Origin of the sequence: Shewanella sediminis HAW-EB3 (assembly GCF_000018025.1) — a bacterium.
Lineage (GTDB): Bacteria > Pseudomonadota > Gammaproteobacteria > Enterobacterales > Shewanellaceae > Shewanella > Shewanella sediminis.
Window position 1 is genome coordinate 195561 of record NC_009831.1, and the last position, 17883, is coordinate 213443.

Annotated in this window: 12 protein-coding genes; 5 read left to right on the forward strand and 7 right to left on the reverse strand. The window is 47.9% G+C overall.

The window, feature by feature from the left end; translation table 11 throughout:
• Window positions 1–29: 29 nt before the first annotated feature.
• Window positions 30–2390, forward strand: coding sequence for a Tex family protein (locus tag SSED_RS00895; RefSeq protein WP_041421477.1), 2361 nt, complete (start codon window positions 30–32; stop codon window positions 2388–2390).
• Between the two features lie 358 nt (window positions 2391–2748).
• The gene (locus SSED_RS00900) at window positions 2749–4761 is read left to right on the forward strand and encodes an LTA synthase family protein (protein WP_012004313.1); all 2013 of its coding nucleotides are present in this window, start codon (window positions 2749–2751) and stop codon (window positions 4759–4761) included.
• On the opposite strand, the gene SSED_RS00905 is transcribed toward SSED_RS00900, so the two are convergent.
• The gene (locus SSED_RS00905; RefSeq protein ID WP_012004314.1) at window positions 4754–5257 is read right to left on the reverse strand and encodes a hypothetical protein; all 504 of its coding nucleotides are present in this window, start codon (window positions 5255–5257) and stop codon (window positions 4754–4756) included. The two genes, SSED_RS00900 and SSED_RS00905, sit on opposite strands and share 8 nt — an antisense overlap.
• A 60-nt stretch (window positions 5258–5317) precedes the next feature.
• Window positions 5318–6112 carry a pimeloyl-ACP methyl ester esterase BioH gene (gene bioH, locus SSED_RS00910; protein ID WP_012004315.1) on the reverse strand — a complete coding sequence of 265 codons (795 nt, stop codon included), beginning with the start codon at window positions 6110–6112 and terminating at the stop codon, window positions 5318–5320.
• 37 nt (window positions 6113–6149) lie between these two features.
• On the opposite strand from bioH, the gene SSED_RS00915 reads away from it, so the two are divergent.
• The gene (locus SSED_RS00915) at window positions 6150–6950 is read left to right on the forward strand and encodes an amidophosphoribosyltransferase (RefSeq protein ID WP_012004316.1); all 801 of its coding nucleotides are present in this window, start codon (window positions 6150–6152) and stop codon (window positions 6948–6950) included.
• 12 nt (window positions 6951–6962) lie between these two features.
• On the opposite strand, the gene SSED_RS00920 is transcribed toward SSED_RS00915, so the two are convergent.
• A complete protein-coding gene (locus SSED_RS00920) occupies window positions 6963–9509 on the reverse strand; it encodes a M14 family zinc carboxypeptidase (RefSeq protein ID WP_012004317.1) in 2547 nt (848 codons plus the stop codon).
• A 229-nt stretch (window positions 9510–9738) separates the two neighbouring features.
• On the opposite strand from SSED_RS00920, the gene nfuA reads away from it, so the two are divergent.
• Window positions 9739–10317 carry a Fe-S biogenesis protein NfuA gene (nfuA, locus tag SSED_RS00925; RefSeq protein ID WP_012004318.1) on the forward strand — a complete coding sequence of 193 codons (579 nt, stop codon included), beginning with the start codon at window positions 9739–9741 and terminating at the stop codon, window positions 10315–10317.
• A 492-nt stretch (window positions 10318–10809) separates the two neighbouring features.
• Here nfuA and SSED_RS00930 read toward each other — a convergent pair whose 3' ends face one another.
• Window positions 10810–12147, reverse strand: a complete 1338-nt coding sequence (locus SSED_RS00930) for an MATE family efflux transporter (protein ID WP_012004319.1) — start codon at window positions 12145–12147, stop codon at window positions 10810–10812.
• A 23-nt stretch (window positions 12148–12170) separates the two neighbouring features.
• On the opposite strand from SSED_RS00930, the gene SSED_RS00935 reads away from it, so the two are divergent.
• Window positions 12171–13232, forward strand: a complete 1062-nt coding sequence (locus SSED_RS00935; RefSeq protein WP_012004320.1) for a polysaccharide deacetylase family protein — start codon at window positions 12171–12173, stop codon at window positions 13230–13232.
• 27 nt (window positions 13233–13259) lie between these two features.
• Here SSED_RS00935 and SSED_RS00940 read toward each other — a convergent pair whose 3' ends face one another.
• The 3 genes from SSED_RS00940 to SSED_RS00950 all read right to left on the reverse strand — a co-directional run bounded on the left by SSED_RS00940 (window position 13260) and on the right by SSED_RS00950 (window position 17876).
• The gene (locus SSED_RS00940) at window positions 13260–14297 is read right to left on the reverse strand and encodes a protein-glutamate methylesterase/protein-glutamine glutaminase (protein WP_012004321.1); all 1038 of its coding nucleotides are present in this window, start codon (window positions 14295–14297) and stop codon (window positions 13260–13262) included.
• 103 nt (window positions 14298–14400) lie between these two features.
• Complete coding sequence (locus tag SSED_RS00945) at window positions 14401–15243, reverse strand: CheR family methyltransferase (RefSeq protein ID WP_012004322.1); 843 nt, start codon at window positions 15241–15243, stop codon at window positions 14401–14403.
• 41 nt (window positions 15244–15284) lie between these two features.
• Window positions 15285–17876: a methyl-accepting chemotaxis protein gene (locus SSED_RS00950; protein WP_012004323.1), complete on the reverse strand. Its 2592-nt coding sequence runs from the start codon at window positions 17874–17876 to the stop codon at window positions 15285–15287.
• Between the last annotated feature and the right edge of the window lie 7 nt (window positions 17877–17883).

The window sequence follows — 17883 nt, forward strand, 5'->3', positions numbered from 1 at the left end:
CTTTCTATCCAGGCACGACACAACTTCTTATGCAAATGACGCAAAATATTGCCCAAATCATCGCTCAGGAACTGAATGTTCGCGAACAACAAGTCACCTCTACTATCACCTTACTCGATGATGGTGCAACGGTACCTTTCGTTGCGCGTTACCGAAAGGAGGCGACGGGAGGGTTGGATGATACTCAGTTGCGTACGTTAAATAGCAGGTTGAGTTACCTGCGTGATCTGAACGATAGAAGAGCGGTGATCCTATCGAGTATCGATACTCAGGGAAAACTGACCCCTGAATTGAAAAAAGCCTTGGTCGATGCCGACAGTAAGACGCGTTTAGAAGATCTTTACCTGCCTTACAAGCCTAAGCGTCGCACTAAGGGCCAGATAGCAATCGAAGCGGGCATCGAGCCTTTGGCTGATTATTTATTCGGTAACCGACAGGCAGATATTGAACTCGAAGCGGGTAAATTTATCAATGCAGAAGCGGGGTTTGCCGACAGTAAGTCCGTTCTCGATGGGGCGCGTTTCATTATCATGGAGCGTTTTGCTGAGGATGCCGCGCTGCTGCAAAAGGTAAGGCAACATCTTAGCCAAAACTCTGTGCTCGAGAGCAAGATGGTGAAGGGGAAAGAGAAAGAGGGCGCGAAATTCCGTGACTACTTTGAGCATACAGAGAAGCTAAGCAAGATACCGTCGCATCGTGCATTGGCTATGCTACGCGGTCGAAATGAGGGAATGCTGAGTTTAAGCATGAATGCCGACCCGGACAATGAGTCTAAGCAAAGCAGTTACTGCGCCGTTATCATCGCCGATCACTTTAAGCTTAACCTGACCGATAGTGCGGTAGACCAGTGGCTGAAAACCGTAGTCACGGCAACCTGGCGTATCAAGATCGCACTACAGATGGAAACCGAGTTTCTCGCTAAGATGCGTGAACAGGCTGAATCTGAGGCAATCAACGTTTTCGCCAAGAACCTGGGCGATCTTCTGATGGCCGCTCCTGCAGGAGCCAAGGCCACATTAGGGCTAGATCCAGGCCTTAGAAGCGGTGTGAAGGTGGCTATCGTGAACAACACGGGTAAGCTGACGGCACATACGACTATCTTCCCCCATGCTCCACAAAACCAATGGGACAAGTCTGTTCGCACCTTAGCGAACCTTGCCAAGATGCATAAGGTTGAGCTGATCGCGGTAGGTAATGGTACCGCTTCGAGGGAAACGGATAAGCTGGCGGGAGAGCTGATCGCCAGTGTGAAAGCCGAGCTACCTGGGTTAACTAAAATTATGGTGAGTGAGGCGGGAGCCTCGGTCTATTCGGCCTCTGAATTAGCGGCCAATGAATTTCCCGATCTTGATGTGTCTATTCGTGGCGCCGTGTCTATCGCCCGCCGTCTACAAGATCCGCTCGCCGAGCTGGTTAAGATCGAGCCTAAGTCGATCGGAGTCGGGCAGTATCAACATGATGTCAGTCAGAGCCAACTGTCTCAGTCTCTGGAAGGGGTAGTGGAAGACTGCGTTAACGGTGTTGGCGTCGATCTCAATATGGCTTCTGCGCCCTTGCTATCACAAGTTGCTGGTTTGAATAAGACATTGGCTAGAAATATTGTGACTTACCGAGATGAAAATGGTCAATTTAAACAGCGTAAGCAGCTACTTAAGGTTGCTCGTTTAGGCCCTAAAGCCTATGAGCAGGCGGCGGGGTTCCTGCGCATTGTCGATGGCGATAACCCGTTAGACGCTTCCTCTGTGCACCCGGAAGCCTATTCGCTGGTGGAATCCATTGCTAAGGCAAAAGATCAGGCCTTAGACACTTTAATGGGTAACAGTGAATTGCTACGTAGCCTGAAGGCTGAAGATTTCATTACCGAAAAATTTGGCCTGCCAACCGTCACAGATATTCTGACTGAACTCGACAAACCCGGGCGAGATCCACGTGGTGAGTTTAAGACCGCCACCTTTAAAGAGGGAGTCGAAGAGGTTAAAGATCTTAAACTCGATATGATCTTAGAGGGTGTGGTGACCAATGTGACTAACTTCGGTGCCTTCGTCGATGTTGGAGTTCACCAGGATGGATTGGTGCATATCTCTTCACTGACGGACAAGTTTGTCAGTGACCCTCACACCGTCGTTAAGGCGGGTGATGTAGTGAAGGTCAAGGTGATGCAGGTCGATGTCGAGCGCAAGCGTATCGGCCTTAGCATGCGTCTGGATGAGAAGGCCGCTGATATGCCTGCTGGTCGTTCTAACCAAAAATCTCAGACAGGGTCTAAGCCTGCTGCTAAATCGAATCAGCAAGGCAAAGGCAAGCCTCAGCATAGATCTCAGCCAAAACAGCAAGCCAATGCTGCCATGGGCAACGCTTTCGCCGATGCCTTTGCAAAATTGAAGAAGTAATACCAATTGGTATAACTATCACCGATACAGTTGTTGATGATTACTTTGAGAATGTCGAATGGGATATCCCATTCGACATTTTTTTTACTTTACGCTTGTTAGTCTCGTTTTTAATGTTTCACTTTTGTTTCTGCTTTGCAAAAAACAAGTGAACTTATATAATCCGCGCTTGTCTTAATCCTGTCCTATTTATTAGGGATGGTGAATTTAACTCGTCTACATGTTTTATTACGATGAATAGAGGCATTTACTTATCACTCTGCAGAGAGTGAGAGAGGGAAACTCCCCAGGGAGTCTTAGCGCATGGACCACTCCAGAACTCTGGATTAGTAATACTAGATAACTTTTGGGTGCTTTCATGGCCTCTCGCTTTTCTATTTTGGGTCCATTTAGATCCATTTTATGTTTTTGTTTGATCGCATTACTTATTGTTACTCTTAGCCGTATCGGATTAGGTTTCTGGCAATTCGATCGAGTCGTTGCCGTTGGTGGTTGGTCCCATCTGATTATCCAGGGTCTTAGGGTCGATCTGGCCACCCTATGTTGGTTGTGGGGCATTGCGGCTCTGGGAACGGCGATATTTTCCGGTGATCATGCTCTGGGTCGCACCTGGAACTCTCTGTTAAGAGTCTGGTTAACGCTTGGACTTTGGTTGATGCTATTTCTCGAAGCCTCTACCCCCTCATTTATTCAAGAGTATGGAATAAGACCAAACCGACTCTATATCGAGTACCTTATCTATCCCAAAGAGGTGCTTTCGATGCTGTGGGCCGGGCGTAAAATCGAGCTGATTTTCGCTGCCTTGTTGAGCTTGACGACCCTTTGGGGCGGATGGAAGTTGAGTGGCAGCCTGCTGAAAAATATTCGTTATCCACGTTGGTTCTTTCGCCCGTTTATTGCGCTGCTGGTGATCGCCGTGACTCTGATGGGCGCCCGCTCCAGCTTGGGTCACAGGCCTTTAAACCCTGCAATGGTCGCTTTTGCCGACGATCCTCTGGTTAACTCTCTGGTGACCAACTCCTCTTACTCTCTGTTCTTCGCTATCAGCCAGATGAAGAGTGAAGCCAGTGCGGCCAAAATGTACGGCAGCATGGATGAAGAGCAAGTGATCGATACGGTACGCAGGGAAAGTGGCAGAGAGCTTGCTGCATTCACATCGGAAGCGATCCCTAGCCTCTCTTTTAACCCTGCAAGCTATCAAGGTAAACCTAAGAACCTGGTTATTATTTTACAGGAGAGCTTAGGGGCGCGATTTGTGGGTAATTTAGGTGGCTTACCTCTGACACCCAATATTGATGAGCTGTCAAAAGAGGGCTGGGCTTTCGAAAATCTCTATGCCACTGGTACACGTTCCGTTCGTGGAATCGAGGCGGTTACGACAGGTTTTACCCCGACACCGGCTCGTTCGGTCGTTAAGTTAGGTAAGAGTCAGCATGGTTTTTTCTCGATTGCGGCACTGTTAAAGCAGCATGGTTATGAGACTCAGTTTGTCTATGGTGGTGAGAGTCATTTCGATAATATGAAGAGTTTCTTCCTCGGCAATGGCTTCAGTAATATTGTCGATGAAAACGATTACAAAAATCCTGCATTTACCGGCTCATGGGGGGTTTCGGATGAAGATCTGATGAGAAGGGCGAACAGTGAATTTGAGCAATTTCACAAGCAAGGTAAGCCATTTTTCAGTTTAGTGTTTAGTTCGAGTAATCATGATCCTTTCGAGTTTCCCGATGACAGAATTGAGCTCTATGAACAGCCTAAGCAGACGCGCAATAATGCGGCAAAGTATGCCGATCATGCGGTCGGCGAGTTTTTCAAACTAGCGAAGCAGTCTGACTACTGGAAAGATACGCTATTTTTGATCGTTGCCGATCATGACAGCAGAGTGGGTGGGTCCAGTCTGGTGCCTATCTCCCGGTTCAGGATCCCCGGAATAATCGTCGGCGATGGTGTAGAAGCTAAACGGGATCAGAGAGTGGTGAGTCAGATAGATCTCGCACCCACCTTGCTCTCTATGATGGGGATATCGGATAGCTATCCTATGCTTGGCCAAGATTTGACACGAGTCAGTGACGACTGGCCGGGTCGTGCCTTGATGCAATATGATAAGAATATGGCCTATCTTCGCGGCGATGATGTCGTAGTATTGCAACCCGAAAGGGAGCCTAGCGGGTTTAAATATGATTTTCTTGCAGAGACACTGGTTGCAAAGCCACAGAGTGAAGAGATGAAACAGGTTGCTTTGGCTTGGGCGCTGTGGGGAAGTTTAGCCTATCAGAAGGGCTTATATCGCCCCCAGGATGAGGTTGTGCAGCGTGATGGTTTGGTTTCAGCTGAGGCGACACTTAAATCAGCGGAAGTTACACTTAAATAAGTGCGGATATGGCAGGCTCATCATGTGGATGAGTCTGTTGCTGATAAAAACTCTCGACCCTTTGGCCAAACTCCCGATAAAACTCCGAAGGTTGATCTAAGATAATGGCTCTCTCATTATCTGTTTTCTGGGGAGTTGGGCTGACTGCTTGCTGACTGGTTTGAATATCACGTCGTTGAAGCGCTGGTTTTCCTCTCAGCAGATCTTTGATAAGCAGAGGAGCGGCGTGTTTCGCCTGATCTTGTTGTTTACCTTCCTGATGCTGTTGTCCGGTACCTTGCTGTTTACCCTGAACTCTCTCATTTAACCTGGCTTGAGCATCGGCTTGCTCGGCGGTGCGTTCGTGCTGAGGTGTAAAGGACCGCTCTTCGTGGCCCTTAGTTAACTCTTTAGGTGGGATAACGGGTGGTCTCTGCTGATTATCCGTGCGTGCAGAGTCAGTAGCGGCATTAGTTGTCGCTATCGGCACCTGTGGATAATTCGTGACCACTAACATAGATGTTTCCTTTACCTTTAGTGGTTAAATGATAGCCATTTATCGATCAAAGATAAAGCATTATCGAAGAAGTTCATCCCTGACTAATTTCTCTATCCAGCTTACCAAGCCTGTGATGAACTCATCCCTGTGGGAGATGAAGGGGGCGTGGGAGGCTCTGTGGAGTATGAGATCCTGATAGAGCTGTTCATCTTTAGGCATCAAAGGTGGAACCCGCCTCGGAATCAGGCCATCTAATCGTCCCCAGATCCTTAGCCAGGGTTGCTCAATCTGGGCTATTTGAGGGCGGAGATCGACACTCTTAAGCATATCGAGTCCCTGCACCAGGGCGGTCGTCTCAGGAAGTGGCCTGGATAGGACCAGCTCTCTAAGCTGTTTGATATCATCTTTTGCCGTTACACTTCCCATGGCCTGTATTGCTAAGAAGCGGTCTATGGTTTTACTAAGATCACTGCCGAGCTGCTTGCTAAAGTCAGACAATACCTGAGGCGGGATCCCAGGCCAGGACTCCTCTTCTCTTGCCATGAAGCAGGGAGAGGAGGCGATAGTGACCAGTCCCTGTACCCGTTCGGGATAACGCAGCGCGGCTCGGGTTGCGACAAGTCCACCTAATGACCAGCCTACCCAGATCGCCTTATGGGATAGCCTGCTTGTTATCGCATCGACCCAGGCATCGATATCGCCCTCTATCATCGAGCTATGGCCAAAACCGGGCAGATCTACATAGTGCACCCTATACTGAGACAGAGAAGAATGTAGCGGTGTAAAAACGGCACTGTTCACCCCCCAACCGTGAAGTATAATGATCTCCTGCCCTTGACCAATGGACTCGATATGAAGGGGAGATGGATTCACAGGTTTACCTCAAGATTAGGAAAAATGGATTTTTTCTATGATAAAAGATTCTATAGCGCAGCGTGCATTGACCGGTTTGGTTAAGGCTGCACAGTTCGGCAGAAGACGATTACAGGCGCTCTATCGTGGAGTCGTTAACCTGCTGGCTGCTAGTTTACCGAATCGATGTCTGATGTGCCATCAAAGCATTGAGTTGCCTGATTCGGGGATCTGCTCCGTATGTCTAGTCACCGGTCTCTATCAAGTTCCCGTCTGCCTGGGCTGTGGTCGTGCCATGCAAGTCGAAGCCATCTACTGTGGCGCCTGTACCTCGTCTCGACCCCTCATGATTATTGCCCCCTGCAGCTACCATCAAGGGTTGGGAGAGTGGGTCGGGCAGATGAAGTACCAGACACAATTTTCAGCATTGCCGGTGTTATCACATGTGTTAGCGAACCGGATTCTTTACTTAGAGGAGATTGGATTACTGCAACTTCCTCAAGTATTAATTCCGGTGCCCCTGCACAGTAACAGATTAAGGAAGAGGGGCTTTAATCAGGCATATCTGATTGCGGATGCCCTTACCGGCAGGCTCAATATTCCGGTGGTAACCGAAGGGCTAACCCGGACTATAGATACGTGCTCTCAGGCTGGATTAACGGGTAAGCAGCGGCGGAAAAATTTGTCAGGAGCCTTTAGCTTAGAGGCTCACTTCTCCTATCAGCGTATCGCACTGATCGATGATGTCGTGACCACAGGGACGACGGCAATAGAGATTGCGGAGCTTTTTGAGAAGCGACATATTCATGTGCAGATATGGTGCCTCGCGAGGGCAGAAGCACCAGGGTTAATGGATTAGGTTGGTTTGAACCTAATCCAGGGCTGGTACAAAATAGAGGGCGTTGGCATAGATTTTTTCTGATCCCAACCAGATGTTCCGGAACATTAGATTATCCGCCAGGATCACTATGGCTCCTTTTCCTCTGGGTTCGAGGAGTATTGCCGGGCTCATAGAGAAACTTCGCTGATATTCTTCGGCGAGATAGCCACTCAAGAGTGGCTCTTCGGCATATTTGGCCGCCACAATGAAGGGGGTCGACGTTTCGGTCAGCCCTAAGGCTTTGTTCTTCAATATAGGTAGGCTGTTACCGCGTATTCCGAAGCTTAATGGATGAGTGGGATCGAGTGTTAACTCAAGAATTGCGCCGCCGATTGACTGCCTGGCCTCAAGCTTCTCTCTGTCTGCGAAGCTCAGATTGGTGCTATCAAACAGCTGCTTATAAAAACGTGCCTCCTTAAGATCGGTTTTAAGGAGGTGACCCTTATTTAGCCAGGTTAGCGCGCCTTTTTGAGCAATAATGGTGCCGCCCAGCTTGGCAAACTGTCCCAGTTTACGTGCGAACTTCTCATCGAGTGAGGAGTAGCTGCCCCCCGGTAGAATAATGTGGCTATAGTCACTTAAGGTAAGGCGTGTCAGGCGTCCAACATCGACAAGTGTTAGGGGGACGGCCAACTTTGTATCTAAGTAATACCAAAGCTCTCCAACCTCTGATGCATCAGTTCCTTGCCCTGTTACTAACAGAGGCTTTATCGGTTTAACAGGGTGAAAATCAGGACTACCCAGGTCGATGCCTGAAACCGAACTGCTGGTGTTAACGGAGGTAATATTTAACGGATATCCCTTAACCAGCTCTGTCAGCTTCGTGGTAATTGTCTCTGCTGAGTTACCACTTTGTTTCAGTGGAATCTGCAAGCTTCCTGCGGGGAAGGCAAGGTCAATGTCATCGACTCTTATGGTAAAGGGCTTGCCGGCAAACTTGGTTCGAATACCGGCTTGCAACAACTGTTGAAGAACGGGGGCTGCATTATCCTGTTGCCAATTTATGAGCAGGGATACCGCCTGTTCATCGACGTTGAAGGCGGTCGGTTTAGGCCGTTTTTTAGATAATACGTCGATATCCAGCTTAGCATTTCTTATTAACTGAAGGTGATAAGCTTGCTCAAGGTTCCAACTGGAAACATCATAAAAAGTAGGATCGGTAAACTCAGTTCTATTATCGAACATGGCCAGCAATAGACTTTTTTGCGGTTGATTAACAGGAATAAATAGACTGGTTTGCACGGCAAAATCTGCCTTGCCTTGGGTGACAGGTTTAGTCAGATAATAAAACTCGATATGGTGTTGGTCGAGCAGGGCGCTCAGGTCGGAAATTCGATTTGCATTAGCGGGGGCGCCAATAAGGAAGCCTTGTTGACGTCCTTTGTTCAGTGTCTTGTCCCTGCCTTGGTAAAATTCACTCTGATATTCAAGCAGCTCATCTTTTAGTGCCAAAGCTCCCTTTAGGCTGGATATTGAGGTCGCAACTTGGTTATCTATGGCCTCTTGCAGTCTTAACTCTCCATTTCGTGTCGCTTGAACCTGACCTCTGGGGCTAGCTTGTTCGAAGAGTACACCGATAGATCCGTTGATATCCGGATAAGTTGAGCCTTTTCCATAGTAAAAATCGTCGAACATCTGTCGACTGAAGTAGCTTTGTTTGAGCTCATCCAGTGCTTGCTGATGAAACTTGGCTAGTTTTGCAGTCAGTGCCTGATTGTCTTTTGGCGTTAAAGGGTGAGTGCGAGAGGGGACGCCGGGTTGGAAAAAGTAGCTCTGATCTCGTCCCATTTCATGAAAATCACCCACATAGTGAGGCTGCCACTTGTGGAACAGCGCTATCCTGCCTCGAGATTCCGGGTGGCGTAGGAAAAGCCAGTCACGGTTCAGATCGGCAAAATAGTGATTGCTCCTGCCACTCGGCCAGTTCTGTCTGTGCTCCCTATGGTTACTGTCGCTCACATCCACCTGACCACGGTAATTATTGGTCCAGTTTGAAAATCGATCTAAACCATCCGGATTTTGACTCGGAGTGATAAGAATGACCGCTTCGTCCAGTAAGCGGTTAATCCATTGCTCGTTACTGCTTGCGAGTAGATGGCTGAGTTTCAATGCCGCGTGTGCGCCGCTGGCTTCGTCACCATGAATCGAGTAAGCCAGCCAGATCACTAAGGGCTCCTGCTGCGCATCACCTGACTTAACTTTTTGTCTCTGTTGTAAAATCTCATCCAGTCGTGCTTGGTTTTTGGCTGAGCTGATCACAGCCGTTAATTGCTGCCTGGCTTCATGGCTTTGGCCACTCTTTTCGATGGAGACTTTGGCACTTTCAAGGGCTAGCTGCTTAAGATAGAAGTTTATCTGGTCATGCCGCAGATGCCACTGACCAAGGGGATAGTCTAAAAACTGAGTTGGAGAGGTCAGGCTTGTATCGGATTTTGCAGTTAAGATCGCGTTGTCGTCGTGCGGCTCTGCAGCCATTGCAGGAAGCAGTAAAGACAATGAGCAGTAAGTCGCTAGAAAATACAGACAGGATCTCAACATAGATAATGTTCTTTATACTTGTAATATAAAGGTTAAATTAACAGTTAGCGCTGTTTCATGCCATAGCTGGTCTTAGAAAAGTGGTTACTTTATCAAAACCAATCTTCACAAAATGGCTAAAAAATCTAAAGCAATGCAAATAGGGGCTACAAAGCTGAACTCAGGAGGAGTATCATATGACTAATCCATACTAAAACACTCAAGCATTACCTGACGGAGCATGTCTTAAATGATCACCATTTCCGATGCAGCTCAGGCCCATTTTGTTACTTTGTTAGCAGATCAGCCTGAAGGAACTCATATTCGTGTATTTGTAATTAGCCCAGGCACAGCAACGGCTGAGTGTGGCGTTTCATATTGTCCGCCTGACGCTGTCGAAGCCGATGATATGGAGTTCGAGTTCAATGGCTTTAATGCCATGGTCGACGAGAAGAGTGCTCCTTTCCTTGAAGAGGCAAGCATTGACTTCGTCACCGACCAATTAGGTTCACAGTTAACGCTTAAGGCGCCAAACGCTAAGATGCGTAAAGTGGCAAGCGACGCACCACTGAGTGAGCGTATCGATTATGTGATCCAGTCAGAGATCAACCCGCAACTTGCGAGTCATGGTGGTAACATCATGTTGGTCGAAGTGACTGAAGAGGGAACGGCTATCCTGCAGTTTGGTGGCGGTTGTAATGGTTGCTCTATGGTCGATGTCACGCTAAAAGATGGCATTGAAACACAGTTACTCGAAAAGTTTCCTGGCGAGCTGACCGGTGTTAAAGATGTGACCGAACATCAACACGGCGATCACTCTTATCAGTAACTGAAGAGTGTAGATTCGAGGGCTTAGGCTCTTGGATTAATAAAAAAAGCGAGTTGGTTATTAGCCAATTCGCTTTTTTAATGTCTGCGGTTCATGCAGAGATGACGCTGTGCTGGTGGAGCTGAGATGATGCTGCGCTGGTGGAGCTAAGATGACGCTGCGCTGGTGGAGCTAAGATGACGCTGCGCTGGTGGAGCTAAGATGACGCTGCGCTGGTAGAGCTAAGATGACGCTGCGCTGGTGGAGCTAAGATGACGCTGCGCTGGTGGAGCTAAGATGACGCTGCGCTGGTGGAGCTAAGATGATGCTGCGCTGGTGGAGCTGAGATGACGCTACGCTGGTAAGTTGTAGGACCGGCTTTAGCCGGGAAAGAATGAACCTTTGAACCTCGGGGCTAAAGCCCCTCCTACAGAATAGGGCGAAGCCCGTCGAATAGGCGGAGCCGTCCGCGAAGCGATAGGCCGAAGGCCGTCATCTTGGCCTAAGTAAAATCTAGAACCCTTTATTCCTCAACCGATATCGATAATGCAGCGTCAATGTCATGCTTCTCGCTAACATGAAGGCACTCATCGCGGCCCATAGTGCATGATTACCCATATCTTGCAGGAGATACCAGATGGGAAAGAACACCCCAAAGGTCGAGATGATCATGCTGTTTCGCATCACTTTCCCCATAGCTGCACCTATGTAGACACCATCGAAAAGGTAAGAGCCGAATGAGAGAAGGGGCAAGATGATGATCCAAAACAGGTATTGTTCGGCGACGAGTCGTACAGCTTCAATACTTGTTAGCAGGTTAATGATGGCCCCTCCACCGAAGGCGAAGAGTAGGGTGAACAGGATTGCTGAGATGCCAGACCAGAGCCAGGCTAACGTGACGCTGTCTCGCATTAACGCTTTATTCCTCTGGCCATAGGCCCTTCCCACTTCGGCTTCTGCATAATAAGCGATACCATCCAGAGCATAGGAGATCAAAAGCAGGAGGTTAAGGAGTACGGCATTGGCCGCGACGGTATTATCTCCCAGACCCGCGCCTTGAAATGTCATGAAGGCAAAGGCGATTTGCAGGCATAAGCTTCGGATAAAAATATCGGCATTAAGGCTGAGCAGTTGATGGTAGCTGGTGAGGCTAAGCGTTTTGCTGAGCTTGAAAAGGTCGAATCCCCCAGTTTTTTGAACTTGCTTATAGACCATCATTAAGGCGACTAAAAAACCAGAGATATCGGCAAATACCGAAGCGAGAGCGGCACCTTTTACTCCCCAATCTAAACCGAGAACAAAAAGTAGATCCAGTGCTATATTAACGGTGTTTGCTACGATCAGTTGCCACATCGCCGCTTTAGGTTGTTGCCGTCCAAGCAGCCAGCCTAAGAGTACTAGGTTGAGCAGGGCGAAGGGCGTTGACCAAATTCGTATCTGAAAATACTCACGACAATATCGTTCGACTTCAGCCGTTGCGTCGGTGAGCATTAAGGCCCCATTTAAGATGGGGAGTTGCAGTACTATGGCACTTAACCCTAAAATGAGCGCTAGACTACCCGCTTGAAGTAAGAGTTTGTATTGTGCTTGTGTATCGCCGGCACCAAAGGATTGAGCGACTAAGCCTGTTGTCGCCATTCGAAGAAAACCGAGCATCCAAAGAATGAGGGTGATGATTGTAGAGCCAACAGCCACTCCTCCTAAATAATAGGCGTTACTTAAATGACCCACCACAGCAGTATCTACCAACCCCAGTAAGGGGACTGTGATATTTGACAATATCATAGGTAGGGCGAGTGCTAATAACTGTCTGTTCTTCTGTCTGTTGCGGAGTAATTCGACTGGAGTCATATCATCTCAGAGGTTCAAATTTTATGTTTAAAGTTGCTGTAATAAGGCTGCTAATACTACTTGGCTGCTCAATGTTTGGTTTTTCGGTTCACTCTGCAGTGATTTTGCAATATCACCATGTATCTGAAGATACGCCTGCTATCACCAGTGTGACCCCTGCTCAATTTAGCGAGCAGATGCAATATCTGGCCGATAATGATTTTGTTGTGACGCCGCTTTCACAAGTGGTCGATGCCATTAAAAGTGAGCAGGAATTACCGGCCAAAACGGTAGTGATAACGTTTGACGATGGTTATCAAAGCATTGCTAAGACGGCTCACCCTATTTTAAAGGAATATGGATTCCCCTACACGGTATTTGTCTCGGTCGAGCCGATTAAAGCAAGGTATCGCGGCATGATGAGTTGGGACGACCTCATCGGGCTCTCCCGTGAGGGGGCTGAGATTGCTAACCACAGCTGGGGACACGAGCACCTGATACGTCAACTGGAAGGTGAATCACAGGATCAGTGGCTGGCGCGTATTGAGGAAAATATTCTTAATACAGAGGAGGAGATAAGCAAAGCTACGGGCCAAAGCCATAAGATGCTGGCCTACCCCTATGGGGAGTACAATCAAGCGATAGAGTCGATGTTGAGTCAGCATGGCTTTATCGGATTAGGCCAGCAGTCTGGGGCTGCAGGCCCCTATTCCCCTTTAACGGCTCTGCCGAGATTTCCGGTTGCGGGTGTCTATGCCGAGCTGCCGAGTTTAAAGGTTAAGCTGCATAGTTTGAATATGCCTGTTTTATCACAAACCCATAGTGATCCTGAGTTGAAAATGGGTCAGTGGCGTCCCGAATTAAGGGTCACGTTGGATATGTCGGATATCTATCCACACCAGATGATGTGCTTCATACAGGGGCAGGGAGCTAAAAAACCGTTATGGTTGAGTGCGAATGAATTCAGTATTCGAGCCGAATTTGATCTACCCGCTGGGCGATCCAGATATAACTGCACCGCGCCAAGCAAGAGCAGATCGGGTTACTACTGGTTTTCACAACCTTGGGTGAGAGCCAAGGATGATGGAACATGGATTAAGGAGTAGTCGGTGAAAGCCTGAGCATGTATAACACTAAGCTTGCGAGGCATTTTTCATGACTGACAGGAGCTTTGCCGGGATCCTGTCTATATGTAACTCCTCACAATTGGCATCCAGCTCTACGGCTGCCCCCGGCATTCCCCAAACCACCGAGCTGGCCTCATCTTGTGCCAGAGTGTAAGCGCCGCTCTGTTTCATATTCAGCAAGCCTTTGGCCCCATCTTTCCCCATACCGGTAAGGATCACGCCTAATGCCGATTTTCCGGCAGTTTCGGCGACACTATCGAATAGCACATCGACAGAGGGTTTATGCCTGTTGACCGGCTCACTATCTAAGAGCCTGGTATAAAGCAGGCCTCCTCTTTTCTCGATGATGAGGTGAGCACTTCCCGGAGCGATATAGGCAGTTCCTGGCTTTAATAGTTCTCCACCCTGAGCTTCTATCACTCTCATGCTGGCATGACTGTCCAATCGTTTGGCAAATGAAGCACTAAATGCGGCCGGGATATGCTGTGCTATGACGATGGGAGGAACATCTGAGGGAAGTTGGCAGATTAAACGCTGTATAGCTTCGGTGCCACCGGTCGAGGCACCAATCGCAATCAGCTGATTCTGTGAACAGCCTGTCGGTGACGTGCAGAGCTTGGGGGCTGGAATGGGGGAGGTTGGACGGACTTTACTCTTGGCTGCGAAGCGTACCTTTTCAATCAGCTCATCTCGATATTCCATCAGTTTATTAGTCAGATCTGACTTAGGCTTAGAGATGAAGTCAACGGCACCTATGGACAGTGCTTCCAGCGTTACAGCCGCCCCTTTTTCGGTGAGAGTCGAGATCATGACAACGGGCATGGGTCTGAGCTTCATGAGATTGCGCAGGAAGGCTATTCCATCCATTTTAGGCATCTCAATATCCAGAGTCAGCACATCCGGGTTAAATCTTTTTATCAGCTCTCTGGCTTCATAGGGATCTTCGGCGGCACCAACGACACTGATGTCGGAGGTGTCACTAAGCAGGTGAGTCAGTAGTTGCCTAACCAGCGGAGAGTCATCAACGATTAAAACTTTTATCATAACCTCTATCCTTGTCGCTGCACTTGGTCAATCTTTGACCTGAGGTGAAATCTATTCTAAAGAGTAAAGGTGTCGCGCTGCAACAATAGCAGCTAATTTATTCCTAGAGGTTAGCAACGGAACGCTTCGTCTGTTGCAACTTATTATCGCCGTGTCCTATCGGTCTATAAATCGTTTGCCCGATAAGATCAAAATCTTCAGAAATATGAGTCAATGTTTCCGAGTGTCCGATGAATAGGTAACCTTGCGGGCTGAGCAGCTTTCTGAACCTGGCGATAATTTTTTTCTTAGTCTCATTATCGAAATAGATGAGGACATTTCTGCAAAAAATCACGTCAAAGGGTCCCTTCATCGGCCACTCTCCCAATAGGTTTAGTTGCTTAAAATGGATCATCTTCTGAACGCTGGAACGCATCTGAACTTTTTGACCATTGTCAGTCTGGCGCGCATATTTATCGGCATATCGTCTGGGTAAATTGGTCACGGAATCACTGGCATAACTGCCAATAGAGGCCTTGCTAAGCACATCGGTGTCAAGATCCGTTGCCAAAACTTTAAGGTCCCACTCTACCCCTGAAAAATGTTGCTCCAATATCATGGCAATACTGTAAGGCTCCTCGCCGGTAGAGCAGGCCGATGACCAAACCCTGAGGCGCCTGTTCTTATTTTTCTTCCATTTGGGGATCACCTTGCTCTCCAGGTATTTGAAATGGTGCTCCTCCCTGAAAAATGCGGTCAAATTGGTTGTGAGAGCATTTACAAAGTTGATCATCTCGTCCGGAGTACGTTGAATATGGGAGCAGTATTGTGAAAAATTGCCTAAATTCAGATGGCGTAATCGTCGACTGAGTCTCGAGTACACCATGTGTTTCTTCCTTTCCGGCAGTACGATTCCCGTTTTTTCATAGGCAAGACTTTGAATAAAATCAAAGTCTGCCTGTGTCATAGAAAACTCCTTTTCATCTATGATTTCCAATTCCTCGTCTCCTAAAATTCGTTCCACTCTTCACTGCTGATATTCAGGTTTCCGTGAGTGTCTCCCGAAACGAGTGCTAATGGTGCCGATGTTATTCCTGAACTGGTTTGTTCTTTAGCCTGGAAGAAACTGAGCTGACTCTTCATGTTGCGGGCCTGTTCGGCCATGGCATCTCCTGCCGCTGATACCTGCTCCACCAAGGCCGCATTTTGTTGAGTCATCTCATCCATTTGGGAGATAGCCTTATTCACTTCCTGAATGCCTGAAGATTGTTGCTCTGACGCTATGCTTATCTGGCTAATCATGTCGGCCACTTTAGTCACGGCCTGCACAATATCCTGAAGTGTGTCACCCGACTGGTTAACCAGTTGAGTTCCGTCGGTGACCTTACCTACGCTGTCGCGTATCAGCTCCTTAATCTCTTTGGCGGCGCCGGCGCTGCGTTGAGCCAGATTTCTGACCTCTCCGGCGACGACGGCAAAACCACGACCCTGTTCACCGGCTCGCGCCGCTTCGACTGCCGCATTGAGTGCCAGCAGGTTGGTCTGGAAGGCTATCTCATCGATGACACCTATGATGTCAGATATCCGCTTGCTGGAGTCATTGATGGCTTCCATTGCAGTGACGGCTTGTTCAACCACCTTACCGCCATGATCGGCTTTAGAATTGGCTTCCTGAGCCAACTCATTGGCGAGCGTTGCATTTTGAGCGCTTTGAGTCACGGTTGCGGTCATCTCTTCCATGCTTGAAGCTGTCTCCTCCAGTGAGGCGGCTTGCTCTTCGGTTCGCTGACTAAGATCCGCGTTGCCCTGTGCAATCTCTTCGGCCCCGGAGGTCACCGTGTTGGCAGATTCGTTGATGCCACCTATCACTTCGGTAAGCCTGGAAGCCGTCGCGTTTGCGTCCTGTTGCAGTTTTTCAAATTGACCTTCATATTCGCCATCGATCTGACGGGTTAGATCGCCCTTTGCGAGTCCATCGAACATGTTGACCACATCTGAAATTACATTGTCAGCAATCCCAACTAATCGATTTAATCCATTAGATAGGTTAAGGAAGAATCCCTCTTTTCCTTCGATTGAAACTCTATGACTCAAGTCTCCTGACGTCGCCGATGAGATAATGGTGTCGATCTCATGTTCGATGGCAACCTCTGCGGTGCGGTCTGTCCATTCCACTACCGTGCCTATGCTCTCTCCGTTATCATCTTTGATTGGGTTAGCCACAACTTTGAATGTGCGTCCGCCGACCTTGAGTTGGCTGGAATAGGTTGTCGATAAACTGCCTAATAAGTTACGTTGATGGCTGGGGTTTTTATGGAAACCATCGATATTTACGCCGATAAGATTATTGGCATCGAAGTTGGGCAGATCTTTCACTATATCTGATTGCGCCGCTTTGAACATGTTCCCGACGGCGTTATTCATGTAGATGATATTAAGATCTGTATCTGCCACCATGGTATTTGCCGATACATTATCGAGTGCTTGCTTGATACGAGCATTTTCCGAAGCGAGTCTTAGATCTTCCGCTTCCTTAGCTAATTTAGCGGTAACATCTTGCCATTCAACTACGGTACCTGTGCGCTCTCCGTTATTGAAAACCGGGGTCGCTATCAAGGTGAAATCCAGGCCTGCGACTTTTATACTGGCTTCATAGCTGCCGGTTAAATTATCCAGTACTTTTCTTTGGTGCGATGGGCTCTTATGGAAGATGTCTATGTTATTGCCGATAAGCTCTTTGACATTGAAGTTCGGTAGACTCTGTTGAAGTGTCTTTTCATTATCTCCCAACATCTCGTTGACCGAGTCATTGAGATAGATGATGTTGTAGTCGACATCGGCCATCATGACGTTGGCTTTACAGACATCTAATGCTTGCTTGATGCGGCTCGTTTCGGAGGCTAGTCTCTGCTCCTTAGCCTCTTTTGCTAATTTTGCAGTGACATCTTGCCATTCGACGACGGTGCCGGTTCGTACACCATTTAAAAATATGGGGCTGGCGATTAAATTGAAATTAAGGCCTGCTACTTCAATGTTAACCTCGTAGCTTGAATTTAAGCCGTCGAGCATTCTTCTCTGATGTGAAGGGTTTTTATGAAAAATATCGATGTTCTTACCGATAAGATTTTTGGCATCGAAGTTGGGTAAACCCGTTTTAAGGGTCTTCTCATTTTCTAAGAGCATTTCGTTGACTGAGTCATTCATATAGGTGATGTTGTAATCGACATCAGCCATCATGACGTTGGTCTTACAGACGTCTAGCGCCTTGGTAATCGTTTCGTTTTGCAGTTGTTTTTCATGTAAATTCCCGATTTTATTGGTGAGCAATTCCCAATTAGGAATATCAATATCTGAAAACGTTATTTTCTCTCTGCTCCCCAGAGCCCGGCTCACCTCATTGAGTGCCTGTTCGCTTAATTTTTGTGATTGGTTATGTTTCACAAGCCCTGAGGCAATGAGCATGATGGCAATGATTTGAGTTGCAACAACCCAGCTCGTCGCCTGATCTGAAAATAGTAATCCTAATGAAATAAGGATTAGAACCAAACCAGCAATGGGTAAGCTGTTTGCATTCGATAGGTTGGAGTTTTGTGATTCCATTCGTTGA

What these genes read in the sequence shown, in the direction of transcription:
- SSED_RS00895 (WP_041421477.1), top strand. Translation starts at nt 30, where the DNA reads ATGCAAATGACGCAAAATATTGCCCAAATCATCGCTCAGGAACTGAAT.
- SSED_RS00900 (WP_012004313.1), top strand. Translation starts at nt 2,749, where the DNA reads ATGGCCTCTCGCTTTTCTATTTTGGGTCCATTTAGATCCATTTTATGT.
- SSED_RS00905 (WP_012004314.1), bottom strand. Translation starts at nt 5,257, where the DNA reads ATGTTAGTGGTCACGAATTATCCACAGGTGCCGATAGCGACAACTAAT.
- SSED_RS00915 (WP_012004316.1), top strand. Translation starts at nt 6,150, where the DNA reads ATGATAAAAGATTCTATAGCGCAGCGTGCATTGACCGGTTTGGTTAAG.
- SSED_RS00920 (WP_012004317.1), bottom strand. Translation starts at nt 9,509, where the DNA reads ATGTTGAGATCCTGTCTGTATTTTCTAGCGACTTACTGCTCATTGTCT.
- nfuA (WP_012004318.1), top strand. Translation starts at nt 9,739, where the DNA reads ATGATCACCATTTCCGATGCAGCTCAGGCCCATTTTGTTACTTTGTTA.
- SSED_RS00930 (WP_012004319.1), bottom strand. Translation starts at nt 12,147, where the DNA reads ATGACTCCAGTCGAATTACTCCGCAACAGACAGAAGAACAGACAGTTA.
- SSED_RS00935 (WP_012004320.1), top strand. Translation starts at nt 12,171, where the DNA reads ATGTTTAAAGTTGCTGTAATAAGGCTGCTAATACTACTTGGCTGCTCA.
- SSED_RS00940 (WP_012004321.1), bottom strand. Translation starts at nt 14,297, where the DNA reads ATGATAAAAGTTTTAATCGTTGATGACTCTCCGCTGGTTAGGCAACTA.
- SSED_RS00945 (WP_012004322.1), bottom strand. Translation starts at nt 15,243, where the DNA reads ATGACACAGGCAGACTTTGATTTTATTCAAAGTCTTGCCTATGAAAAA.
- SSED_RS00950 (WP_012004323.1), bottom strand. Translation starts at nt 17,876, where the DNA reads ATGGAATCACAAAACTCCAACCTATCGAATGCAAACAGCTTACCCATT.